A 24,004-nucleotide genomic window follows, 5' to 3' on the forward strand; every position below is an offset into this window, starting at 1 on the left:
TTACAGACTGCGCAATCTCTCACCATTTCGCCGCATCCTTAAGCGAAAAAGTGCGTCCAGAGCGCGGAGAGCGGCATGGCGAGCAGCAGTGCGGGCAGCATGTTCACCACGGCAAACATCTTAATCCCACAGATGCGCAGCCCGGTCGCCAACAGCAGCAGGCCGCCGACGGCGGTAAAGTCTGCCATCATCGCCGGCGTGGTGAGCGGGAGAATCAACGTGGCGCAGGTGGCAAGCGCGAGCTGAATAAGCAGCATCGGGACGCAAATCGCCGCCACGGCGACGCCAAGGGTAGTGGCGAAAATGGTGGCGGTGAAGAAATCAAGGAACGCTTTCGCAATTAATATGCTTGGGTCGCCGGTCATCCCTTCCTGCATTGAACCGAAAATCCCGGTGCCGCTGGCGCAAAACAGAATGATGATGGCGACATAGTTTTGAATAAACGACTCGTGCGTGCCGTGTTTCGCCTTGCCGCCCGGTCGGGCAGTCAGGTTTTTGGCTTTACTCACCGCGCTGTTAATGCCTTTTTCCAGATAGCAGAACTCGCCAATCAGCGCGCCGAGCAGGGTGGCCAGCACCATCACCGGCAGGTTGGCGCATTTGATCACTAAAAGAATACCGATCCCTAACGATGCCAGGCCGAATATCGAGGGCATGGAGGTGCGAATACGCTCCGGCAACCGCTGGCTCAGAACGGCGCCGAGTACGCCGCCCAGCAATACGGCGCCTGCGTTAATAAATGGCCCGATAACCAAAGTTAACTCCTGTTATTTAATCATTGATATTGCATTATTATGGCACGGCAGGGCTGCGCGGGCCTTAGCTTTGGTTGATTTCGTGCATACTGATTCCTTCTTGCACCTCAAAATAAAAGGTGACATTATTGCGCGAATTTTCTCCTCCCTGTCTCACCGCCCGGTGAGGGTAACTGCGCCTATGAAAACCATGAAAATTGCCGTCAGCCGCGAGCTGCTCTCCACTGTGTCTACGCACCGCGAAAAGGTGACGCTGGACAGCACTGATTTTACCGATGTGGCGGCCGTCGTCATCACAACAGCTGAAAGTCGCAGCGGCATTCTTGCTCTGCTGAAACGCACGGGCTTTCATTTACCGGTGTTTATTTTCTCGCAGGAGCCAACGGACGTACCCGACGGCGCCACCGCGGTCATCTCGGGTAAAGCTCAGGAGTTTCTGGAACTGGAGAGCGCTGCCAGCCGCTACGAAGAGAACCTGCTGCCGCCCTTTTTTGATACCCTGAGCCAGTATGTGGAGATGGGCAACAGCACTTTCGCCTGTCCGGGCCACCAGCACGGGGCATTTTTCAAAAAACACCCGGCAGGGCGACAGTTCTATGATTTCTTCGGTGAAAACGTGTTTCGCGCCGACATGTGCAACGCCGACGTGAAGCTGGGCGATCTGCTGATCCACGAAGGGTCCGCCAAGCACGCGCAAAAGTTCGCGGCGAAAGTGTTCAACGCGGACAAAACCTACTTCGTGCTGAACGGCACCTCAGCGGCCAATAAGGTGGTGACCAACGCGCTGCTGACCCGCGGCGACCTGGTGCTGTTCGATCGCAATAACCATAAGTCTAACCACCACGGGGCGCTGATCCAGGCGGGAGCCACGCCGGTTTATCTTGAGGCCGCGCGTAACCCGTTTGGCTTTATTGGCGGAATTGACGACCACTGCTTTGACGACGCCTATCTGCGGGATCTTATCCGTGAAGCGGCGCCGGAGAAGGCCGACGAGGCGCGCCCGTTCCGCCTGGCGATCATTCAGCTTGGCACCTACGACGGGACGATCTACAACGCCCGCCAGGTGATCGACAAGATCGGTCATCTCTGCGACTACATCCTCTTTGACTCCGCATGGGTGGGTTACGAGCAGTTTATTCCGATGATGGCGGAAACGTCCCCGCTCTTGCTGGAATTGAACGAGAACGATCCGGGAATTTTCGTGACCCAGTCGGTGCATAAACAGCAGGCCGGGTTCTCGCAAACGTCGCAGATCCATAAAAAGGATAACCACATTCGCGGTCAGGCGCGTTTCTGCTCGCACAAGCGGCTGAACAACGCGTTTATGCTGCATGCCTCCACCAGCCCGTTTTATCCGCTGTTCGCAGCGCTGGATGTGAATGCCAAGATCCACGAAGGTGAAAGCGGACGCAGGCTGTGGGCGGAGTGCGTCGAGCTGGGGATTGAAGCGCGCAAGGCGATCATTGCGAATTGCCATATGATCAAACCGTTTATCCCACCGGTGGTGGCGGGGCGGCCGTGGCAGGATCATCCGACGCACGCCATCGCCAGCGAGCTGCGCTTCTTCAGCTTTGAGCCGGGGGCCAAATGGCACGGCTTTGAGGGCTATGCCCGCGAGCAGTACTTTGTCGACCCGTGCAAGCTCCTGCTGACCACGCCGGGTATCGATGCTGAAACCGGGGAGTACACCGATTTCGGGATCCCGGCGACGATTCTGGCGCACTACCTGCGCGAAAACGGCATCGTGCCGGAGAAATGCGACCTCAATTCGATCCTGTTCCTGCTGACGCCTGCCGAAAGCAGCGAGAAGCTGGCGCAGCTGGTGGCGATGCTGGGCCAGTTCGAACAGCATATTGAAGACGACACGCCGCTGGCGGACGTGCTGCCGACGATCTTCCAGAAATACCCGGTGCGCTACCGGGATTACACCCTTCGCCAACTGTGCCAGGAGATGCACGATCTCTACGTCAGCTTTGACGTGAAGGATCTGCAGAAGGCGATGTTCCGCAAGGAGAGCCTGCCGGAGGTAGTGATGAACCCGCAGGATGCGAACCGGGCCTATATTCGCGGTGACGTGGAGCTGGTTCGCATACGTGATGCCGCAGGGCGCATTGCTGCCGAAGGGGCGCTGCCCTATCCGCCGGGCGTGCTGTGCGTGGTGCCGGGTGAGGTCTGGGGCGGGGCGGTACAGCGTTACTTCCTCGCGCTGGAGGAGGGCGTCAACCTGCTGCCGGGCTTCTCGCCGGAGCTGCAGGGGGTTTACAGCGAGAAGGATGCCGACGGGATTAAGCGGCTGTATGGGTATGTATTAAGGTAGCCCCCCCTCACCCTAACCCTCTCCCCAAAGGGGAGAGGGGATTGTACGGGGCCGTCTTTTCACCCTCGCCCCTTTGGGGAGAGGGCCGGGGTGAGGGGGAGGGTTTCATCAAACCGCGCTACGCTTGTACATCCTCCTCGGATGCCCAATCTTGCCGTACAGCATCTCCACCGTCAGAAAGCCCGCCTCCACGCAGTGCTCCAGATAGCGCCGGGTGGTGGTTTTGCTTAATCCGGTTTCGCTCACCACCTCATCTACGGTAAAGCAGTGCGTTGCCTTATCGTTGAACAGCGTCTGCACCCGCGCCAGCGTATTTTCCTCAATGCCTTTACTGCCGTTGTCCAGGCGGTAGTTTTTCGCCTGGAGCTGATACAGCGAATCCACGTTCTGCTGGTCGACAATCTTCCACACGCGCTGCTGTTCGGCAAACTGCACGAACCGCTCCAGCGACTGGCTGAGCCGCTTCCAGGAGACGGGTTTGAGGATGTAGTCGAACGCGCCGTTGCGAATCGCCTGGCTGCAGGTGTCCATATCGCTGGCGGCGGTAATAAAAATCACCGAGCAGTTGGCGCGGGCCAGCATGGGGTTATTGATAAGCGAGATGCCTTTGCCGTCCGGCAGATAGTTATCCAGCAGCATGAGCTGCGGCTGTTTGCTTTCAAGCTCTGCCTGGGCCGCAGCCAGCGACGAGGCAATGCCTACCAGCCTCAGACGCGGGTGTTTGCCTATCAGCTCCGCGTGCAGTTGCGCCAGTTCGTTCTCGTCTTCAACAATCAGTACGTCGATAAGTTCATGTTGCATAGTCGGTGTCTTCCAGTTGCCGGGCGATTCCCGTGGCCGGGATAAACAAGGAGAAAATGGCGCCGCGTGGCGTATTATCGGCAACTTCTATCGCGCCGCCAGCCTGTGTGACGTAGCTTTCGATCAGATACAGGCCAATCCCATGATCGCCGCGCGTTTTGGTGGTGATGCCGCGTTCAAAGATCCGGTCACGCATCTCCGGTGTAATGCCAACGCCCTGGTCGGCGACTTCAATAATCAGCTCCTGTTCGCTGAGTTTTATCAGCACTTCTACCGGCGCGTGGGGAAGCGGCGACCGCTGTGTCGCTTCAATGGCGTTATCCAGCAGGTTGCCAATAATCGAAATCAGCTCTTGCTCACCAAGGGGCAGGAACGGTCTGTCCAGCCGACAGCCCGGGTCGAAACACAGCTCGACGCCTTTCTCCCGCGCGCGGGCGGCTTTCCCCAGCAGCAGGCCGCACAGGGTCGGGGAACTGAAGCGCGAAGAGATAAAGTCCAGCAGCTCCTGGGCATGTTCCGACTGCGCCTGAATGTAGCCAATGGCTTCCTCATAGCGGCCCATATGCAGCAGGCCGGAGAGGGTGGTCATCCTGTTTAACTGCTCGTGGCGCATAATGCGCAGGTTATCGACATAGCGTTTTACCTGGCTGAGCTGGGCGCTCAGCGAGTCGATCTCGTTGCGATCGCGGAAGGTGATCACCCAGCCCTGCAGCGACCCCTCAAGCATAATGTGCACCCGGCTGGCAATCACCGTGAGATCGTTAAAACGACAAATCTCGTCATGGGTATCTTTCGCCAGCATCGTCTGCGTGTCGAAGAACGGGACCGGATCGATCACCTGGCTTATCAGCTGTCCGCGCAGCTCGCGGGCCGGCTGGCTCAGGCCCAGCAGCTTGCGCGCCGCCTGGTTGATGACTTCAATCCGCCGCCGATCGTCAATGGCAATCACGCCTTCATAAATAGACTCCATCATCGCCTTCTGCTGGCGCACCAGCAGGCCGATCTCGCGCGGCTCAAGGGAGAAGATCTGCTTCTTGATGCTGCGGGTAAAGAACCAGGAGAAGATAAAGAGAGCGATCAGCAGCAGCACGGCGGCAATCAGGATATTGACCACTTTGCTGACGGTAATGGTATCAAGGTAGCTGGTCAGATAGCCTACCGAAACAATGCCGACCACCTGTCCGGCGGCGTTGAAGATGGGGGCTTTACTGCGCAGCGAAATGCCCAGCCCGCCTTTGCGAATGGTGGTGGTGCTTTTACCCTGCAATACGGCTTCATTGTCTCCGCCAACCAGGGTTGTGCCCACTCTGTCGGCAAAGACGGAGTGAAAAAGATGCTGCCCCTTATTATCACCAATCACAATAAAGCTGGCGTCACTGTGCGCAGAAATCTTCTGCATAAAATCATGGATGGCGCTGATATTCTTTTGTTCAACTTCATTACGCAATGTCGGAATAAGCGCAATCTCTTCAGCCTGTATTTTGGCACGCGTACTCATTTCCTGATAAAGCTGCTTCCCGACGTCGGTATAATAATATCCGCCCAGCAGCGCGAAAAGCACCGAGAAAAAGGCAACCAGCGAAATAAACAGCTTAATCTGGAAAGAGACTTTCATAACTATCACGCGAGGTAGCAGCAAAGATCGCCAATATATCATCTTTTTTTGCGCTGACGCCCGCTTTGCCGAAAACTTGTGATCCCTTGCACAGCGGGCGCTGTAAAAGCGTTATGCTGAAGGCTAACGTGCTTCGGGCTTCCCGAAAAAATGTTATTTGTTTGTTCAATTCGGAAAAGAAACCATAAAAACCACGGCAATAAATAAGGTGTAAATCACATTAAATAAAAGAAACCATTAAAACCATAGCTGCCATTAAAACTTCGCTTTTAATATGCCATTCCTCACATAAAGTAAGCCTTTGTGACTCTAAGCTGAACGCACAAAATAACCAAGGGGCTTATTATGAGCACAACTGACGATTCTTTCTCTGTTACCCACGACCCGATTGAAATTCAGCGGCCTTCGCTCAAAGAGCGCTGGTGGCATATTATGGATACCTGGAAAGTTGGGATTATTCCTCTGCCGCTGTTCGTTCTGGCGGGCGCGCTGATTGCGATTGATTGCCTGGGCGGAAAACTGCCGAGCGATATCGTGGTCATGGTGGCAACGCTGGCCTTCTTCGGCTTTGCCTGCGGCGAGTTTGGCAAACGCCTGCCGATTGTCGGCAAGCTCGGCGCGGCGGCGATTTGCGCCACCTTTATCCCTTCCGCGCTGGTCTATTATGGCCTGCTGCCGGACGTGGTGGTCGAGTCCACCACCAAGTTCTACAAATCCACCAACATTCTCTATCTCTACATCTGCTGCATTATCGTCGGCAGCATCATGAGCATGAACCGCACGGTGCTGATTCAGGGCTTCCTGCGCATCTTCTTCCCGATGCTGTGCGGTGAAATCGTCGGCATGCTGGTGGGGATGGGCGTGGGCCTGGCGCTGGGTCTTGAGCCGTTCCAGATCTTCTTCTTTATCATTCTGCCGATTATGGCGGGCGGCGTCGGGGAAGGGGCAATCCCGCTTTCCATCGGCTATGCCACCCTGCTGCACATGGACCAGGGCGTAGCGCTCGGCCGCGTGCTGCCGATGGTAATGCTCGGCGGTCTGACGGCAATCATCATCTCCGGCTGCCTGAACCAGCTCGGTAAACGCTTCCCGCACCTGACCGGTGAAGGCCAGCTGATGCCTAACCGCGCGAATGCCGATGCCACCGTCTCTCAGCCTGCGTTTTCCGGCAAAGCGGACGTCACCACCATCGCCTCCGGCGCGCTGCTGGCGGTGCTGCTCTACATGCTGGGCATGCTCGGCCACAAGCTGATTGGCCTGCCTGCACCGGTCGGCATGCTGTTTATGGCGGTCCTGGTGAAGCTCTGCAACGGCGCCTCTCCGCGCCTGCTGGAAGGCTCTCAGGTGGTGTACAAATTCTTCCAGACCTCCGTGACCTACCCAATCCTCTTCGCCGTCGGCGTGGCGATCACTCCGTGGCATGAACTGGTGGCGGCGTTCACCGTCAGCAACCTGCTGGTGATTGTCAGCACCGTTTCCGCACTGGTGGCGACCGGCTTCTTCGTCGGCAAAAAGATTGGTATGCATCCGATTGATGTCGCCATCGTCTCCTGCTGCCAGAGCGGCCAGGGCGGTACCGGCGACGTGGCGATCCTGACCGCAGGCAACCGTATGAGCCTGATGCCGTTCGCCCAGATTGCTACCCGTATCGGCGGGGCGATTAACGTCTCTGTCTCACTGCTGATTCTGGGCAACTTCCTCGTTTAAGTTTTCAGGAAAGAACAATGAAACTCGCAAGCTTTTTATACCAGGGAAAACGCAGCTACGGCATCGTCCAGGCCGACGGCGTGATTGATTTAGGCCGCCGTCTCGGCGACCGCTACAGCGACCTCAAGGCGCTGCTGCAGGGCAACGGGCTGGCGCAGGCCACCCGTTACCTGAACGATGCCGTGGACGTGCCGATGAGCGCCATCACCTTCTTACCGGTGATTGAGCAGCCGGAAAAGATCCTCTGCGTGGGCATGAACTACGCCGACAAGCGCAAGGAGTTTGACCAGCATAACCCGGCGCCGACGCTGTTTGTCCGCTTCCCGGATTCACAGACCGGCCACAACGAGCCGGTGCTGAAGCCGCGCCACTCCAGCGAATTCGACTACGAAGGCGAGCTGGCGGTGATCATCGGTAAAGGCGGGGAGAACATCAGCCGCGATGACGCCCTGCGCCACGTGGCGGGCTACAGCTGCTACATGGACGGCTCCGCCCGCGACTGGCAGCACACCTGGTTTACGGCCGGTAAAAACTGGCGCAAAACCGGCGCGTTTGGGCCGTGGATGGCGACGGCGGATGAGATCCCGGATCCGCATCAGCTGGCAATCCGCACCTGGCTGAACGGCCGCATGGTGCAGGAAGACAACACCAGCAGCATGATCCACAAGGTTGCAGAGCTGATCGAGTACATCAGCACCTTCACCCGCCTCAGTCCGGGCGACGTGATCATCACCGGATCTCCGGGCGGGGTGGGTAAAAAGCGCAATCCGCCGCTGTTTATGAAGGAAGGGGATCGCATTGAGGTGGAGATCGAGCATATCGGTCATCTGAGCAACGTGATCGTGGAAGCGCCAGCCGTCGGGCTTGCGGCAGCACATTAAGAAAGACGGCATGAACAGTCAACCCATCGATTTTCGCCACACCGTCGTGGCGAAACACCCGGAACGCTTAAGCCAGATCCGCTACCTGCTGGCAGACAGCGGCCTTGGCCTGGACAACGACATCACGCTGTTTGTCGAAGCCTGGTCCGGCTCGCAGCTGGTGGGTTGCGCAGGGCTTGCTGCCAACGTCATCAAATGCGTGGCGGTCAACGAGCAGCTTCGCGGCGAGAACCTCAGCGCGCGGCTGCTGGCAGAGGTGGAAAATGCGGCGCTGGAGTGCGGCCATTTTCACCTCTTCCTCTGCACCCGTCCGTGCAACCGGGAGCGCTTTGCCCGCAGCGGCTTCTGGCCGATTGCCCAGAGCGGAAACAACGCGGTGCTGATGGAGAACACCCCGCAGGGGATCGAACGCTACTGCCGTTCCCTGCGCGCGAAGCGCAAGTGCGGGGAGAACGTTGGCGCGATAGTGATGAACGCCAATCCGTTCACCCTCGGCCACCGCCATCTGGTGGAGCAGGCGGCGCAGCGGTGCGATGCCCTGCACCTGTTCGTGGTGCGTGAAGACGCCTCGTTCTTCCCGTTCAGCGCGCGCCTCGAGATGGTGCGCGCGGGCGTGGCGCATCTGCCGAACGTGTTGGTGCATGAAGGCTCGCAGTACATCATCTCCCGCGCCACCTTCCCTGCCTACTTCCTGAAGGAGACCGGTAAAGTGCAGCAGGCGTGGAGCGAGATCGACGTGCTGATCTTCCGGGACTTCATCGCCCCGGCGCTCGGCATTACGCACCGCTTCATCGGCTCGGAGCCGTTCTGCGATATCACCCGCCAGTACAACCAGACGCTGCACGACCTGCTGGCCTCGCATATCGAGGTGGTGGAAATGCCGCGCATCAAGGCCACCGGCAACGCTATTTCAGCGTCCGAAGTGCGCCGCTTACTGAAGACACAGCAGTTTTCCCGGATCCGGGAGATTGTCCCGGACTCCACCTTCGCGCATCTCGAAACGCATTACCGTGCGAGTGCGGAAGTCGCTTAACTACCAGGAATTTATCATGAAAATTGTAAGGGAGGCGCTGGCCGGAACGCAGGAGTCCAGCGACCTGATGGTGAAAATCGCTCCCGCTCACGGCGAGCTGGAGATAGTCATCCACAGTGAAGTGATTAAGCAGTTTGGCGAGCAGATTCGCCAGGTGGTCAACGACACGTTGCGCGCCATGAACGTGCACCAGGGATTAATCATTATTGAAGACAAAGGGGCGCTGGACTGTGTGATCCGCGCCCGCCTGCAAAGCGCGCTGATGCGTGCCGCCGATGAACAGGCCATCAACTGGGGGGCGCTGAAATGAGCAAACTCCGCCGCAGCATGCTGTTCCTGCCGGGCGCTAACGCCGCCATGCTTTCCACCGCCTTTATCTACCGTCCCGACTCCATCATGTTTGACCTTGAGGACGCCGTCGCCCTGCGCGAGAAGGATACCGCGCGCATGCTGGTGTTCCACGCCCTGCAGCACCCGATGTATCAGGATATCGAAACCGTAGTGCGTATTAACCCGCTCAGCACGCCGTTTGGCCTGCTGGATCTGGAAGCCGCGGTGCGGGCCGGCGTGGACGTGATCCGCCTGCCGAAAACCGACACGCCGGACGATATATACGAGCTGGAAGGCCACCTCGAGCGTATCGAACGCGAGTGCGGCCGCGAGGTTGGCTCCACCCGCGTGATGGCGGCGATTGAATCGGCCATTGGGGTCATCAACGCCGTGGCGATTGCCCGCAGCTCTGTGCGCCTCATCGGGATTGCGCTGGCCGCCTTTGACTACGTGATGGACATGCAGACCGAGCGCGGCGACGGCACCGAGCTGTTCTACGCCCGCTGTGCCGTGCTGCACGCCGCCCGCGCGGCGGGCATCGACGCCTTCGACGTGGTGTGGTCAGACGTTAACGACGAGGCAGGGTTCCTGCGCGAGGTCGATCTGATCCGCAAGATGGGCTTTAACGGCAAATCGCTGATTAACCCGCGCCAGATTGATCTGCTGCACAACGCCTACGCCCCGACTCAGGAAGAGGTGGATCACGCCAAAAGGGTGATTGAGGCGGCAGAAGAGGGTGAGCGTAACGGCCTGGGCGTGGTGTCGCTCAACGGCAAAATGGTGGATGCACCGATTATTAACCACGCGCAGGTGGTGCTGGAGCGCGCGGCGGCCTCCGGCGTGCGTCGGTAAGGATAAAATAATGAATCAGACAGAACTTCTTCACGTGAACTTCCCCCATCTGCGGGACTTAAAACCCTTTGATACCGCCCACAGCGCCACGCCGTGGCTGGCGGACAGCGACGCGAAGCACAGCCGCAAGCTCTGCGCCTCTGTTGAAGAGGCGGTTAAGCGTTGCGGCCTGCAGGACGGGATGACCATCTCCTTCCACCACGCGTTTCGCGAAGGCGACCGGGTGATCAACACCGTCGTGGCGCTGCTGGCGCGAATGGGCTTCAAAAACCTGACGCTGGCCTCCAGCTCGCTGATGACCTGTAACGACGCACTGATCGAGCATATTGAAAGCGGCGTCATCACCCGGATTTACACCTCGGGCATGCGCGGCAGGCTGGCGGATGCCATCTCCCACGGGCTGATGGACGAGCCGGTGCAAATTCATTCCCACGGCGGGCGCGTGAAGCTGCTTCAGGACGGCGAGCTGAATATCGACGTAGCGTTTCTCGGCGTGCCGTGCAGCGATGAGTTTGGCAACGCCAACGGCACGCACGGTAAATCGTGCTGCGGGTCCCTGGGCTACGCGATGGTGGACGCGCACTTTGCCCGTAAGGTAGTGCTGCTGACCGAAGAACTGGTGCCGTTCCCCAATATGCCCGCCAGCCTGGTGCAGGACCAGGTGGATTACATCGTGCAGGTTGAAAGCGTGGGCGACCCGGCGAAAATCAGCGTCGGCGCGGCGCGCGTCACCAGCAACCCGCGCGAGCTGATGATCGCCCGCTATGCGGCGGACGTGATTGAACACTCCGGCTACTTCAAACCGGGCTTCTCGATGCAGACGGGCTCCGGCGCGGCGGCGACCGCCTGCACGCGCTTTATGGAAGAGAAGATGGAGCGCAGCGGCGTGAAGGCGCGCTTTGCGCTCGGCGGCATCACCGGCAGCCTGGTGGATTTACACGAGAAGGGACTCATCGAAAAGCTGCTCGATACCCAGTGCTTTGACGGCCAGGCGGCGGCCTCGCTGGCGCGCAACCCGAACCACGTGGAGATCTCCACCAACGTTTACGCCAACCCCGGCAGCAAGGCTGCAAGCTGCGACCAGCTCGACGTGGTGATCCTCAGCGCTCTCGAGATCGACGTCGATTTTAACGTCAACGTTATCACCGGCTCCGACGGCGTGATGCGCGGCGCGTCCGGCGGACACTGCGACGTGGCCGCCGCGGCAAACCTGACCATCGTCGTCGCGCCGCTGCTGCGTAGCCGTATTCCGACGGTAGTGAAGCGCGTCACCACGCGCCTCACGCCGGGTGAGAGCATCGACGTGCTGGTCACCGACCACGGCATTGCGGTCAACCCGGCGCGCCCGGAGATCCGCGAGCGCCTGCTGGAAGCCGGGCTCAAAGTTGTGGATATCAGCGCGCTTTACGAGCGGGCGATTTCCCTGACGGGCGTACCGAAACCGATTGAATTTACCGACAAAATCGTCGGGGTGATCCGCTACCGCGACGGCAGCGTGATCGACACCGTGCGACAGGTAAAGGAGTAGTTATGACAATAGCGACACCCGTGCGGGCGGGTGTCAGCCTGGACGAACTGCTGGCGGCGAAAGAGCGCCGCGCAGCGCGCCAGGCTGACATGCTTGAGCACTATCAACAACCGGTGATTTCCCTCACGCTGGTCACGCCAGGGGAAATCAAAGACAGCCTGCGCTATCGCAATACCATGGGCGTGGCGCTGCAAATGTGCGACCAGCTGCTGTGGGAAAACCGCTGGCAGGTGCTGGACCGTCAGGTGCTGTGGCTCCCGACCGGGCCAGAAGCCCTGTGGTGCGTGGCCCATCCCGCGGTGGAAATCAAAGCGCACTGTGCGGAGCTGGAGCAGACGCACCCGCTCGGCAGGCTGTGGGATCTGGACGTGATCTGCCCTCAGCACGGCCACGTCGGGCGTCAGTCGCTGGGGGCGAATCTCAGACGCTGCCTGATCTGCGACGAACCCGCTCATGCCTGTTCCCGTTCGCGCAATCACCCCCTTGAGCAGGTGGTTTCCCGCGTGGAGAAGACGATCGATGACTGGTTTGCTCGCGACTAAACCGCGCCCGGTTGACGTGCCCGCGCTTGCGGAGGCGGCGCTATGGCAGGAGCTGGAGCTGACGCCCAAGCCGGGGCTGGTGGACAAGCTCAATAACGGTTCCCATCGCGATATGGACCACGCGCTGTTCGTCCGCAGCATTGCGGCGATTACCCCGTGGTTTTCGCGCTTTGCCGAACTCGGTAACGCGCATGCAGATAAACCCGCTGACGCACAGCTTCGCATTATCCGCCCGATGGGGATGGCCTGCGAGCAGGCGATGTACGCCGCGACGAACGGAGTGAACACCCACAAGGGCGGGATTTTTGCCCTGGGTTTACTGTGCTTCGCTGCCGGACGTGTGAAAAATATCTCCGCAGACAGCCTCTGTTGTGAGGTGAGTAACATCTGCAGCGGGCTGGTGTCGCGGGAACTGGCCGCGCGCAGCGGACAGGCGACGGCGGGCGAGCGGCAGTTTCAGCTGTACGGCTTAACCGGCGCGCGCGGAGAGGCGGAAAGCGGCTTTGCGACGGCGCGTAGGGTGCTGGCGCAGTGGAGCGGACAGCCGCTTCACGGCATGCTGTTGCGCCTGATGGCGGTCAATCAGGACAGTAATCTCGTCTCGCGCGGCGGCATTGAAGGGCTGCGCTACGTTCAGGGCTACGCGCGGGAATTACTGGCCAACGGCTGGGATCGCGAGGCGCTGCTTAAGATGGATAAGGCATTGATTGAACGGAACCTGAGCCCGGGCGGCAGCGCGGATTTACTGTCAGTGGGGTGGGTGCTCTCTGCAATAAAATAGCCGGGTGGCGGCTTCGCCTTACCCGGCCTACGGTCTGGTTTTGTAGGCCCGGTAAGCGCAGCGCCACCGGGCACAACAATCAATGCGCGATCGGCTGCGCACCGTGCGGCTCGCGCACGTGCTTGTACTTGAACAGCGCGATGAACGCGAAGAACAGCACCAGCGAGTACGCCGCGAAGATCAGCCACACAGGCTGCCAGTTGGTGATGCCGTTGGTGGTGTACATCTCAACGACTTTACCGCTTACCACGCCGCCCAGAATACAGCCGAAGCCGTTGGTCATCATCAGGAACATACCCTGCGCGCTGGCGCGGATTTCAGGCTTCACCTCTTTTTCCACAAACACCGAACCAGAGATGTTGAAGAAGTCGAAGGCGCAGCCGTAAACAATCATCGACAGCACCAGCAGCACGGTACCAAACGCGCTCGGGTCACCGTAGGCGAACAGGCCGAAGCGTAACATCCATGCCGCGATACTGATCAGCATGACGTTTTTGATGCCGTAGCGGCTCAGGAAGAACGGGATGGTCAGGATGAACAGCGTCTCAGAGATCTGAGAGATGGACATCATCACCGACGCATGTTCAACGATAAAGCTGCCGGAGAACAGCGGGTTGTTATCGAAGCTGTGCAGGAAGGTGTTGCCGAACATGTTGGTGATCTGCAGCTCCGCGCCCAGCAGCATGGAGAAGATAAAGAAGATCGCCATGCGTTTGTTTTTAAACAGCGCGAACGCGTCCAGGCCGAGCATGGTGCTCCAGCTCTGGTTTTTCTGCTGGTTAGAGACCGGAATGGTTGGCAGCGTCAGGGTGAAGATCGCCAGCACCACGGAGAGCGCCGCACCGATATAGAGCTGCATATGGCTCAGTTCGAAGCCTGCGAAGCTCACGCCCCACATCGCCATGATAAAGCCGATGGTGCCCCAGATACGGATTGGCGGGAAATCGGTCACGATATCCAAATCCGCGGATTTCAGGCGGTAGTAGGAGATGGTGTTGATCAGGCCAAGCGTTGGCATATAGGCCAGCGAGTTAAGCAGGATCACCATGAACATCGCCCCCGGCGTGGTCACCTGGGCTGCCATAAACAGCGTCCCCGCGCCCACCAGATGGCAAAGCATGTACAGCCATTTCGCACTCAACCATTTATCCGCCACGATGCCCAGCAGCGTTGGCATGAAGACAGCCGCAATACCGAGCGAGCTGTATACGGCACCGATTGACGCACCGTCGAACTTGAGCGTCACAAACATATAGGAGCCGAGTGTGGTCAGCCAGCTACCCCACAGGCAGAACTGCAGAAACGACAATATTTTAAGCTGCAGCTTAAGGTTCATGTTACTTTCCTCACAAGTGAGCGGGAGATATGTTGTTTTGGGAACATTCAGGGTTGTTATTTGATGCAATTCTATCAGTTGGCAACGATATGTTTTGTTACCTCCCGCAAAAAAATGCAATCCACATTAATTTGCAGTTTGGATTGTGATGCAAATAACATTTTCGTATGGGTGGGGTTGGATAGGTGCGGCCTGATGCCCTCACCCTGACCCTCTCCCACAGGGAGAGGGGAAACAGAACACCTTCTCCCAGAGGGGAGAAGGTGTGCCGATCACCGGCGACGGTAGTTCTTCTGCGCCGTATTCACCTTATACAGATAGCGACGGGATTCCGCAGACGGGTGGCGGGTGGTGAGGGTAGAGTAGACATCCCCCGGCGCCATGCTGTTGATGATGTTCGCGGCCTGCACTTTGTCATTCGAGAAGACGCGCAGCACGCTGCCCGCGCCGCCGTTATAGGCGGTGATCACCGCATAGCGGCGCGACGTTGGGTTATCAATTCCGCCCAGGTACACATTGTTCAGCATCGCCAGGTAGGCCGTGCCGGTATCAATGTTGCTCTGCGGATCGAACAGATAGCTGCGGCTCGGCGTGCCGGATTTCCCCTGCGCGCGGAAGACGTCTTTACCGGCGCTGTGCTGCACAACCTGCATCAGCCCCAGGGCGTCGGAACGGCTTACCGCGTACGGGTTGAACGAGGATTCGGTCTGCATAATCGCCAGGATCAGCGACTCATCCACGCCGTACTTGCGCGAGGCCTGACGCACCATCCCAATGTACTTATGCGCACGCTTGTCGAGGTGGTTCGGGACGAGGTTGATGGTGACGCTGTAGATAATCTTCAGGCCGTTAGAGCGGCTTTTCAGGCGCGTCTGCAGCAGGTAGTCGGCAAATTTCGTGGCGCGACCTTCCCAGCGGATCGGCTGACCGGTCTGATCGACGACCTGGCCGTACAGGAACGGCTCTTTCGAGATAGTGATATCGTCGGCATCGGAGTAGAGATCGATAGAACCCGGATCGTCACCCATCAGCAGGGTTTTGACGATCGCCTGACGCAGTCGTGCCGCAGGGTCGGTGCCTGCGATGGTCTCAATCGTGATCGTACCCTCATCAAAGTTGATGTGGCTACGGGTCTGATAGGCGTCGGTGTACTTAACGTAGTCCTTAGGTCCGGCAATAAGAACTTCGTTAAATCCCCATATGTTCTCGATGTTGTGGGCAAACTGCCCCATCAAAATGTCAAAACCGTTGGTGTCCTTGATCCAGGCTTCGTTGTAATCTTCGCCTTTTTTTGACGAACACGAGACAAGCAACGGCGCAACAAGGGCTAGCGCTAAAAGTTTTTTCATCATTCCGGGAGTGCGTGTTGTGTTTGCTTTAACGGCGGGGTTTCCCCCGCACGCTGTTATTTTTCCGGTGGCGTATAGCCTTCGATGTGCACGTCTTTACCTTCAAACAGGAAGCTCACCATCTCCTGCTCCAGCAGCTTGCGGTGTTCCGGGTTCATCATGCTGAGTTTTTTCTCGTTGATCAGCATGGTCTGCTTTTTCTGCCACTGTCCCCAGGCTTCTTTGGAGATTTCATTGTAGATGCGTTTACCCAGGTCGCCCGGATAAAGCTGGAAATCCTGGCCTTCAGCGTCACGCTGCAGGAAAGTACAAAAAATCGTTCTGGCCATACTCATTCCTCTTTTTCTTGTCGATGCTAAACCATTGCACCGGCACGTAATTGCTGTAACAGGCGCTCCACGGGAGCCGCCAGTCCGACTGATGGCGGTTGCGCTAAGTTATACCAGAGAGCGGTGCCTTCATCCATGCACGAGGCAAATGACGACACGGGAAGCCACATGGGTACAATATCCAGGTGGAAATGGCTGAACGTATGGCGAAACGCGGTCAGCTGCGTCAGGTTATCGGCAGCAATCCCGCGCTGTTTAAGCCATTCACGCAGCAAATCTTCATCTTCAAACTGTGGGAAGCAGTATAGACCACCCCACAGACCGCTCGGTGGACGCTGGGCGAGGAAGACCTCGTCGCCGTGCTGCATCAGCAGCATATAGCCGGTGCGCTCCGGCAGCGTCTGTTTGGGTTTCTTACCCGGATATTGCGCCCATGAATGGTTGGCATACGCCACGCAGAGATTATTCACCGGGCAGAGTTCGCATTTTGGTTTTGAGCGCGTGCAGACCAGCGCGCCGAGATCCATCATCGCCTGGTTGAAACGCTCGACGCCGTTGGCCGGGGTGACCGCTTCACTTATTTCCCAAAGGCGTTTTTCGACGTCCTTCTTCCCCGGCCAGCCGTCGACGGCGTAGCAGCGTGCCAGCACGCGCTTCACGTTGCCGTCGAGGATCGGGAAATGCTTCCCTAAAGACAGGGAGAGAATGGCGCCTGCGGTTGAACGTCCTACACCGGGCAAGTCCGCCACCTCGTTGAAGGTTTCCGGGAATTTCCCGTTGTGGCGCGTCGCGACCTGCTGTGCGGCCTTGTGAAGGTTACGCGCCCGGGCGTAATAGCCAAGACCGGTCCACAGGTGCAGGACCTCGTCCAGCGGCGCGTTGGCCAGATCGGTCACCGTCGGGAAGCGCGCCATAAAACGCTCGAAGTAAGGGATCACCGTGGCGACCTGCGTTTGTTGCAACATCACCTCGGAGAGCCATACTTTGTAAGGTGTTTTTTCAATTTGCCAGGGCAGGGTTTTACGCCCGTATTTGTCGTACCAGTCCAGCACCTGGGCTGAAAATTGAGAGGCTTGCATGGTCATCGATTCGCATAATCAGGGACGCAGATTGCAGCACAGCGTCAATCTGCTGTAAACCGGATCTTTCCCATGCTTGCATAGAAGCCTTAACTTTGGATAATGCCCGTTTCCCGTACATTCTCACAAGCAGACAACTCTTTTATGAAAAACGACGTCATTTCACCGGAATTTGATGAAAACGGTCGCCCGCTGCGCCGTATTCGCAGCTTTGTCCGCCGTCAGGGCCGCCTGACAAAAGGGCAGCAACATGCGCTGGACAACTACTGGCCGGTGATGGGCGTTGAGTTCAGCGAGCAGCCTCTGGACTTTACCGAACTGTTCGGCCGCGAAGCACCCGTCACGCTGGAGATCGGGTTTGGTATGGGCACCTCGCTGGTGGCCATGGCGAAAGCGCGACCGGAGCAGAACTTCCTCGGTATCGAAGTCCACTCCCCGGGCGTGGGTGCATGCCTGGCAACGGCCCATGAAGAGGGCGTTGAGAACCTGCGCGTGATGTGTCACGACGCGGTGGAAGTGCTGCATAAAATGATTCCTGACAATTCTTTAACCATGGTTCAGCTCTTTTTCCCTGACCCGTGGCACAAAGCACGTCATAATAAACGCCGTATCGTTCAGGCGCCGTTTGCCGAGCTGGTGAAAAGTAAGCTGAAGCTGGGCGGTGTCTTCCATATGGCGACCGACTGGGAACCGTATGCGGAACATATGCTGGAAGTGATGTCGTCGCTGGACGGGTATAAAAACCAGTCTGAGAGTAACGACTATGTACCGCGTCCGGAATCGCGTCCGGTAACGAAATTTGAACAGCGTGGCCATCGTCTTGGTCACGGTGTATGGGACTTAATGTTCGAGAGGGTGAAATAATGGCAAAGAATCGTAGCCGTCGTCTGCGTAAAAAGATGCACATCGAAGAATTCCAGGAAGTGGGCTTCTCCGTTGCGTGGCGTTTCCCGGAAGGCACCAGTGTAGAACAGATCGATCAGGACGTGGATGCGTTCATCAATGACGTGATTGAGCCAAACAAGCTGGCCTTCGACGGTAGCGGCTACCTGGCCTGGGAAGGTCTGATCTGCACCCAGGAAGTGGGTAAATGCACTGAAGAACATCAGGCCCTGGTACGTAAATGGCTTGAAGACCACAAGCTCGAAGATGTCCGCGTCAGCGAACTTTTCGACGTTTGGTGGGACTAATAAAGCAGTAAGGGGCCAGCATTAGCTGGCCCATTTTGTCTGAGGGAGTGTTTAAGATGCGCAAAACGTTGCTGGCTGTTGCTTTGATGGCAACCGGATTCACCGCCCATGCGGATTATCAATGTAGCGTCACCCCGCGTGATGACGTGGTGTTAAGCCCGCAAACCGTGCAGGTCAAAGGCGAGAACGGCAATCTGGTGATTACGCCGCAGGGGAACGTCACCTTTAACGGCAAGCAGTACAACCTGACTGCCGCACAGCGTGAGCAGGCGAAAGACTATCAGGCCGATTTGCGTACCGCGCTGCCATGGATTAATGAAGGCGCACTGACCCGCGTTGAGAAAAGCCGCGTCGCGCTGGATAAGATCATCACCAAAGAAGTGGGTGAGAGCAGCAATATGCGCACCCGTCTGACGAAGCTCGATAAGCAGCTTAAAGAGCAGATGAACCGCATTATCGAGACGCGCTCCGACGGCCTGACGTTCCACTACAAGGCGATCGATCAGGTCCGTGCTGACGGGCAGCAGCTGGTGAACCAGGCGATGGGCGGCATCCTGCAGGACAGCATCAACGAAATGGGGGCGAAAGCCGTGCTGAAAGGCGGCGGTAATCCGCTGCAGGGCGTGCTGGGCAGCCTGGGCGGCTTGCAGACCTCCATTCAGAACGAGTGGAAGAACCAGGAAGATGATTTCCAGCAGTTCGGCAAAGACGTGTGTAAACGCGTGGTGTTGCTGGAAGATAGCCGGAAGGCGCTGGTGGGGACGCTTAAGTAATTTCCCCTCACCCTAACCCTCTCCCCAAAGGGGCGAGGGGATGGTTTGCTCCCTCTCCCTTTCAGGGAGAGGGCCGGGGTGAGGGTTGCAGCATTTGCAGTGTTTCAAGGATCTTTTCTAACACCGCCTCTTCGTTATTCCAGAGTTCGTTGTTCCAGAATCGAATGACATGCCAGCCTTTCTCGTTAAGCCAGCACGTTCTTTGACGATCGTATTCCTGCTTTTCATCATGTTGCCCACCATCCAGCTCAACAGCCAGATGAGCCGCGCAGCAGGCGAAATCCAGAATGTAGTGATCTACAGGATGTTGTCGACGAAATTTATAATTTTCGAAACGGCGGCTGCGCAGTAGATACCAAAGCCGTCTTTCTTCTTTTGTCAGCTCACGTCTGAGCTGTTTTGCATAAGAACGAGTAATTTTCATCCCCACACTCTGCCAGCCTTTCCCTCAGCCGGCAGAGCGGGATGCAAAATCCTGAATCAGCCTTCAGGATTATTCGGCGAGGAACAGCTCAAGAAGGGAATTTAAGAACAGCTTGCCGTGCTCGGTGATCTGCCAGTATTCCTCACATTCCGTGAGATACCCCTGCGCCAGCGCCTCGTCAATCTGCGGGCGAATCACCGATTCCGGCAGCCCGGTGTAACGCGCAAATTCCGCGCGCGGCGCGGCTTCCAGCAGACGGAAGCGGTTCATAAAGAACTCAAACGGTTTATCCGCCGCCTCGACGTCGTGCTGACGCTCCAGGTAACGCCCTTCCATATACCCGCGCGGGTGGCGGGTTTTAGCGGTGCGCAGAATGCGCCCGTCCGGGAAGGTCACCTTGCCGTGCGCGCCGCAGCCAATTCCCAGGTAGTCGCCAAAGCGCCAGTAGTTCAGGTTGTGCTGGCACTGATAGCCCGGCTTCGCATACGCGGACGTTTCATACTGCTGATAGCCCGCAGCGGTTAGCAGCCTGTGACCCTGCTCGAAGATATCCCACAGCGCGTCGTCGTCCGGTAGCACCGGCGGGCGGGAACCGAACAGCGTGTTTGGCTCGATGGTGAGCTGATACCACGACAGGTGCGGCGGGTTCAGTTCGATCGCCTGGCGCAGGTCGTTCAGCGCCTCTTCCAGCGACTGATCCGGCAGGCCGTGCATCAAATCCAGGTTAAAGCTGCGAAGGTTAAGCCCCGTTGCCAGGTGTGCCGCGCGCTTTGCCTCTTCCGGGCCGTGAATGCGCCCCAGACGTTTCAGCTTCGGCTCGCTAAAGCTCTGCACGCCGATGGAGATGCGGTTCACGCCCGCGCGCTGATAGTCGACAAAACGGTCGGCCTCAACGGTGCCGGGGTTGGCTTCCATCGTAATTTCAGCATCTGCCGCCAGGTTCAGGCGCGCACGCACGCCGTCCAGCAGCGTCTGCATTGCCGGGCCGGACAGCAGGCTCGGCGTACCGCCACCAATGAAAATGGTCTTAACTTCACGTCCCTGTGCGTAAGCGACATCGGCGTCCAGGTCGGCCAGCAGATGCGCAACGTAGTCATCGTGCGGCACTTCGCCCTTCAGCGCGTGCGAGTTGAAATCGCAGTACGGACATTTCTGCACGCACCACGGGATGTGAATATACAGACTCAGAGGCGGCAAATTAGCCATTACGCAGTGCTTCCAGTAACAGTTTCAGCGCGCGTCCACGGTGGGAAATCGCGCTTTTCTCTTCGCGGGTCAGTTCCGCAGCGGTTTTGCCCTCGGTCGGGACAAAGAAAATCGGGTCGTAGCCAAAGCCGCCGTTGCCAGCTGCTTCATGGGTAATCACGCCCGGCCAGCTGCCGTGGCAGACAATCGGCGTCGGGTCTTCCGCGTGGCGCATATAGACCAGCACGCAGTGGAACTGCGCGGTGCGCTGTTCGTCCGGTACGTCTTTCAGGGCGACAAGCAGCTTTTCCAGATTCTGCTGGTCGGTGGCGTCAACGCCGGAATAGCGCGCAGAGTAAATCCCCGGCGCACCGCCGAGAAAATCCACGGCCAGGCCGGAGTCGTCGGCAATCGCGGGCAGGCCGGTAATCTGCGCGGCGTGGCGCGCTTTCAGGATCGCGTTTTCGATAAACGTCAGCCCCGTCTCTTCGGCGGACTCCACGCCAAGATCGGTCTGGGCGACCACGTCCAGCCCAAAATCATTTAATAGCGAGGCCAGCTCGCGCACTTTACCGGCGTTGCCGGTCGCGAGAACAACTTTCTGCATGGTTTAGTCCTGTTCTTTCAGAGCCGCGACTTCCGTCGGGATAGATTGCGGATTAAGGATTTTTACCTGTTTATGTCGCCCAAGTTCACCTTTTTCAATGATGACCTGGCTTTTGGCGACGCGAAACTGTTTTGCCAGATATTTGGTCAGATGCGCGTTCGCCTGGCCGTCAACCGGTGGGGCGGTGATGGCGACTTTTAACTCGTCGCCATGCAGACCGACAATACCGTCACGGCTGGCTTTCGGCTGAATATACAGCCGCAAAACCAGCCCGTCAGCGCAGGTGCTTACGGCACTCATAGCGCCATCCACAGCCCCGGCAGCAGCATATCGCCCGTGGACTGTAACAGCTCAGCGATCCCCATATTAGCCACGTACAGCAGCAGAACCAGGATCATCGGCGAGAAATCAATACCGCCCATCGAAGGCAGCAGGTTGCGAATCGGGCGCAGCAGCGGCTCGGCCAGTTGGATCAGCGCATATTCTACCGGGCTACGCCCCTGGCTTACCCAGCTCATGATGGCCATGACCAGCAGCACCCAGAAAATCAGCAGGCCGATGGTTTTGATTAAAATCAGGACCGCAGCAATCCAGATAATCGGCTGGAAGGTGATGACCATAAACAGCACGATCGCTTTGATAACGCTCAGAATAAACGCCACCAGCAGAGACGAACTGTCGATGGGACCCATTGCCGGGATAATGCGGCGCAGCGGTCCGACAACAGGTTGTGTGATTTTCACGACAAACTGCGAGAACGGATTGTAAAAATCACAGCGGGCCCACTGCATCCAGACGCGCAGCAAAAGCGCCATCGTATACAGCTCAAGCACTGTTGAGAGCAGGAAAGTCAACGTCTTCATGGCGTTCCTCAGGTTTCCTTATTATTTTGAGTAGTCGCGCGCACCGAAAATTGCCGTGCCGATGCGCACCATAGTGCTGCCTGCCGCGATGGCGGCTTCCATATCATCCGACATGCCCAGTGAAAGCGTGTCTACCGTGTTATAGCGCGCTTTAAGCGCCTCAAATGCTACAGCCATTTGCTGTGCCACGGCAAACTGCCTTTCATAACTTGACTCAGGCGCAGGAATGGCCATCAGCCCGCGCAGGGTCAAGCGCGGCAGTTCGGCCACCTCGGCGGCCAGCGCCTCCAGCTCGCTCAGCGCAATGCCGGACTTGCTGTTTTCGTCGCTGATGTTGACCTGAATAAGCACGTTGAGTGCCGGCATTTCTGCCGGACGCTGGTCATTCAGACGGGTAGCGATACGCAGGCGGTCGATGGTGTGGCACCAGTCGAAGTGCTCTGCCACCAGACGGCTTTTGTTCGACTGCAGGGGGCCAATAAAGTGCCACTGCAGATCCGTCTTCCCCTGTTCCTGGAAGTAGCGAATTTTATCCACGCCTTCCTGCACGTAGTTTTCACCAAACGCCCGCTGGCCTGCATCAATAGCTTCTGCGATGGCGCTCGCAGGCTTGGTTTTGCTGACTGCAAGCAGCGTAATTTCTTCTGAAGCACGGCCGCAACGCGCTGCGGCGGCTGAGATTTTGTCCCGGACCTGTGCCAGGTTATGCGCAATGTCGTTCATTTTCCGAGGAGTAGTCTATGGATGTGGAAGAAATTGTGGCCCTTAGTGTAAAGCATAACGTCTCCGATCTACACCTGTGCAGTGATTCGCCACCGCGCTGGCGCAGATTAGGCCGGCTTGAACCCGCTCCCTTTCAGCCTCCCGACGTTGGGGCGTTATTAAAAGCGTGGCTTAACGATGAGCAGCAGGGGATATGGTGGGCAAAGGGGCAGGTGGATTTTGCCGCGACGGTAACGGGAGGCCAGCGCCTGCGCGGCAGTGCCTTTAAGCAGATGAGAGGTGTTTCTGTGACGCTGCGGCTGTTGCCGCGTAGCTGCCCGCAGCTCGCTTCGCTGGGCGCGCCGCGGGTAATCCCGGAACTGTTATCCAATGACGCCGGGCTGATTCTGGTCACGGGGGCGACCGGCAGCGGCAAATCCACTACGCTGGCGGCGATGGTCGATTTTCTCAACCACCATGCTGACGGCCATATCCTCACGCTTGAAGATCCGGTGGAGTTTATCTACCAGAGCGAGCGTTGCCTGATCCAGCAGCGGGAGATAGGCCAGCACAGCCCGTCATTTGCTGAAGCGCTGCGCAGCGCCTTACGCCAGGATCCGGACGTTATTCTGCTGGGGGAGCTGCGCGACAGCGAAACGATCCGCCTGGCGCTGACGGCGGCGGAAACCGGACATCTGGTGCTGGCGACGCTGCATACGCGCGGGGCATCGCAGGCGATTGAACGGCTGGTCGATACGTTCCCGGCGCAGGAGAAAGATCCGGTGCGTAGCCAGCTGGCCGGCAGCCTGCGGGCGGTGCTGGCGCAGAGGCTGCTTCCCGATCTGCAGGGCGGGCGCGTCGCGTTGTATGAACTGCTGGTGAACACAGCGGCGGCGGCGAATCTGATTCGTGAAGGGAAAACGTGGCAACTGCCCGGCATCATCCAGACCGGTCAGCAGGCAGGAATGCAGAACTTTGACCAGGGCCTGGCGGAGAGACGGGCGCAGGGGCGGCTGTAAGCCCCT

General features: G+C 58.1%; 26 protein-coding genes. 13 read left to right on the top strand and 13 right to left on the bottom strand.

The features are described from left to right. Positions 1-38 precede the first annotated feature (38 nt). Entirely contained in the window at positions 39-755 is a 717-nt protein-coding gene (locus tag FOY96_RS03315; RefSeq protein ID WP_143346500.1) for a DUF554 domain-containing protein, read from the bottom strand. Between the two features lie 181 nt (positions 756-936). On the opposite strand from FOY96_RS03315, the gene FOY96_RS03320 reads away from it, so the two are divergent. Continuing rightward, positions 937-3,072, top strand: a complete 2,136-nt coding sequence (locus FOY96_RS03320) for an ornithine decarboxylase (protein WP_143346501.1) — start codon at positions 937-939, stop codon at positions 3,070-3,072. A gap of 108 nt (positions 3,073-3,180) precedes the next feature. Here FOY96_RS03320 and FOY96_RS03325 read toward each other — a convergent pair whose 3' ends face one another. Together FOY96_RS03325 and FOY96_RS03330 are read right to left on the bottom strand one after the other, a co-directional pair. After that, positions 3,181-3,873, bottom strand: coding sequence for a response regulator (locus tag FOY96_RS03325; RefSeq protein WP_023309148.1), 693 nt, complete (start codon positions 3,871-3,873; stop codon positions 3,181-3,183). Then, on the bottom strand, positions 3,863-5,488 hold the full coding sequence (locus tag FOY96_RS03330; RefSeq protein ID WP_172620501.1) for an ATP-binding protein: 1,626 nt from the start codon (positions 5,486-5,488) through the stop codon (positions 3,863-3,865). Before FOY96_RS03330 ends, FOY96_RS03325 begins: the two co-directional genes overlap by 11 nt. A gap of 345 nt (positions 5,489-5,833) precedes the next feature. Between FOY96_RS03330 and FOY96_RS03335 the strand changes: the two genes are divergently transcribed. The 8 genes from FOY96_RS03335 to citG are packed head-to-tail and all read left to right on the top strand — an operon-like array spanning position 5,834 to position 13,142. Beyond that, entirely contained in the window at positions 5,834-7,195 is a 1,362-nt protein-coding gene (locus FOY96_RS03335; protein ID WP_029740738.1) for a 2-hydroxycarboxylate transporter family protein, read from the top strand. A gap of 17 nt (positions 7,196-7,212) precedes the next feature. Next, positions 7,213-8,076: a fumarylacetoacetate hydrolase family protein gene (locus tag FOY96_RS03340; RefSeq protein ID WP_021242089.1), complete on the top strand. Its 864-nt coding sequence runs from the start codon at positions 7,213-7,215 to the stop codon at positions 8,074-8,076. Positions 8,077-8,086: 10 nt separating this feature from the next. Next, on the top strand, positions 8,087-9,109 hold the full coding sequence (citC, locus tag FOY96_RS03345) for a [citrate (pro-3S)-lyase] ligase (protein WP_143346502.1): 1,023 nt from the start codon (positions 8,087-8,089) through the stop codon (positions 9,107-9,109). 16 nt (positions 9,110-9,125) lie between these two features. Then, positions 9,126-9,419: a citrate lyase acyl carrier protein gene (citD, locus tag FOY96_RS03350; protein ID WP_008499773.1), complete on the top strand. Its 294-nt coding sequence runs from the start codon at positions 9,126-9,128 to the stop codon at positions 9,417-9,419. After that, positions 9,416-10,291 (top strand): citrate (pro-3S)-lyase subunit beta, encoded by an 876-nt coding sequence (gene citE / locus FOY96_RS03355; protein WP_032640621.1) that lies wholly within the window; start codon positions 9,416-9,418, stop codon positions 10,289-10,291. Before citD ends, citE begins: the two co-directional genes overlap by 4 nt. Positions 10,292-10,301: 10 nt before the next feature. Next, positions 10,302-11,819 carry a citrate lyase subunit alpha gene (gene citF, locus FOY96_RS03360; protein ID WP_126785797.1) on the top strand — a complete coding sequence of 506 codons (1,518 nt, stop codon included), beginning with the start codon at positions 10,302-10,304 and terminating at the stop codon, positions 11,817-11,819. 2 nt (positions 11,820-11,821) lie between these two features. Then, positions 11,822-12,361 (top strand): citrate lyase holo-[acyl-carrier protein] synthase, encoded by a 540-nt coding sequence (gene citX, locus FOY96_RS03365; protein WP_087823215.1) that lies wholly within the window; start codon positions 11,822-11,824, stop codon positions 12,359-12,361. Then, positions 12,339-13,142 carry a triphosphoribosyl-dephospho-CoA synthase CitG gene (gene citG, locus FOY96_RS03370; protein WP_143346503.1) on the top strand — a complete coding sequence of 268 codons (804 nt, stop codon included), beginning with the start codon at positions 12,339-12,341 and terminating at the stop codon, positions 13,140-13,142. The genes citX and citG overlap by 23 nt, the downstream gene beginning before the upstream one ends. A gap of 79 nt (positions 13,143-13,221) precedes the next feature. On the opposite strand, the gene FOY96_RS03375 is transcribed toward citG, so the two are convergent. From FOY96_RS03375 to mutY, 4 genes are all read right to left on the bottom strand, one after another. Next, on the bottom strand, positions 13,222-14,478 hold the full coding sequence (locus tag FOY96_RS03375; protein WP_029740744.1) for a nucleoside permease: 1,257 nt from the start codon (positions 14,476-14,478) through the stop codon (positions 13,222-13,224). A gap of 272 nt (positions 14,479-14,750) precedes the next feature. Continuing rightward, the gene (gene mltC / locus FOY96_RS03380) at positions 14,751-15,827 is read right to left on the bottom strand and encodes a membrane-bound lytic murein transglycosylase MltC (RefSeq protein WP_033146615.1); all 1,077 of its coding nucleotides are present in this window, start codon (positions 15,825-15,827) and stop codon (positions 14,751-14,753) included. Between the two features lie 56 nt (positions 15,828-15,883). Continuing rightward, positions 15,884-16,156: an oxidative damage protection protein gene (locus tag FOY96_RS03385; RefSeq protein ID WP_023309138.1), complete on the bottom strand. Its 273-nt coding sequence runs from the start codon at positions 16,154-16,156 to the stop codon at positions 15,884-15,886. 26 nt (positions 16,157-16,182) lie between these two features. Beyond that, the gene (gene mutY, locus FOY96_RS03390) at positions 16,183-17,235 is read right to left on the bottom strand and encodes an A/G-specific adenine glycosylase (protein WP_172620502.1); all 1,053 of its coding nucleotides are present in this window, start codon (positions 17,233-17,235) and stop codon (positions 16,183-16,185) included. Between the two features lie 144 nt (positions 17,236-17,379). Between mutY and trmB the strand changes: the two genes are divergently transcribed. From trmB to FOY96_RS03405, 3 genes are read left to right on the top strand one after another with little or no spacing between them, the layout of a single operon-like run. After that, on the top strand, positions 17,380-18,099 hold the full coding sequence (gene trmB / locus FOY96_RS03395) for a tRNA (guanosine(46)-N7)-methyltransferase TrmB (protein ID WP_033146613.1): 720 nt from the start codon (positions 17,380-17,382) through the stop codon (positions 18,097-18,099). Beyond that, positions 18,099-18,425: a YggL family protein gene (locus FOY96_RS03400; RefSeq protein ID WP_014885198.1), complete on the top strand. Its 327-nt coding sequence runs from the start codon at positions 18,099-18,101 to the stop codon at positions 18,423-18,425. Before trmB ends, FOY96_RS03400 begins: the two co-directional genes overlap by 1 nt. 56 nt (positions 18,426-18,481) lie before the next feature. After that, complete coding sequence (locus FOY96_RS03405) at positions 18,482-19,198, top strand: YggN family protein (RefSeq protein WP_143346505.1); 717 nt, start codon at positions 18,482-18,484, stop codon at positions 19,196-19,198. 61 nt (positions 19,199-19,259) lie between these two features. Here the strand turns inward: FOY96_RS03405 and FOY96_RS03410 are convergent, their stop codons facing one another. The 6 genes from FOY96_RS03410 to FOY96_RS03435 form a co-directional block, all read right to left on the bottom strand. Next, positions 19,260-19,622 carry an endonuclease domain-containing protein gene (locus tag FOY96_RS03410; RefSeq protein WP_071993605.1) on the bottom strand — a complete coding sequence of 121 codons (363 nt, stop codon included), beginning with the start codon at positions 19,620-19,622 and terminating at the stop codon, positions 19,260-19,262. A gap of 69 nt (positions 19,623-19,691) precedes the next feature. Next, positions 19,692-20,828 (bottom strand): radical SAM family heme chaperone HemW, encoded by a 1,137-nt coding sequence (gene hemW / locus FOY96_RS03415; protein WP_143346506.1) that lies wholly within the window; start codon positions 20,826-20,828, stop codon positions 19,692-19,694. After that, positions 20,821-21,414, bottom strand: a complete 594-nt coding sequence (locus FOY96_RS03420) for an XTP/dITP diphosphatase (protein WP_045403921.1) — start codon at positions 21,412-21,414, stop codon at positions 20,821-20,823. The genes hemW and FOY96_RS03420 overlap by 8 nt, the downstream gene beginning before the upstream one ends. Positions 21,415-21,417: 3 nt before the next feature. After that, entirely contained in the window at positions 21,418-21,714 is a 297-nt protein-coding gene (gene yggU / locus FOY96_RS03425) for a DUF167 family protein YggU (RefSeq protein ID WP_023309131.1), read from the bottom strand. Beyond that, on the bottom strand, positions 21,711-22,277 hold the full coding sequence (locus tag FOY96_RS03430; RefSeq protein WP_045888331.1) for a YggT family protein: 567 nt from the start codon (positions 22,275-22,277) through the stop codon (positions 21,711-21,713). Before FOY96_RS03430 ends, yggU begins: the two co-directional genes overlap by 4 nt. A gap of 21 nt (positions 22,278-22,298) precedes the next feature. Continuing rightward, complete coding sequence (locus FOY96_RS03435; protein ID WP_143346507.1) at positions 22,299-23,000, bottom strand: YggS family pyridoxal phosphate-dependent enzyme; 702 nt, start codon at positions 22,998-23,000, stop codon at positions 22,299-22,301. A gap of 17 nt (positions 23,001-23,017) precedes the next feature. Between FOY96_RS03435 and FOY96_RS03440 the strand changes: the two genes are divergently transcribed. Further along, on the top strand, positions 23,018-23,998 hold the full coding sequence (locus FOY96_RS03440; RefSeq protein WP_143346508.1) for a type IV pilus twitching motility protein PilT: 981 nt from the start codon (positions 23,018-23,020) through the stop codon (positions 23,996-23,998). The last annotated feature ends 6 nt before the right edge of the window (positions 23,999-24,004 follow it).

The organism is Enterobacter asburiae (assembly GCF_007035645.1).
Lineage (GTDB): Bacteria > Pseudomonadota > Gammaproteobacteria > Enterobacterales > Enterobacteriaceae > Enterobacter > Enterobacter asburiae_B.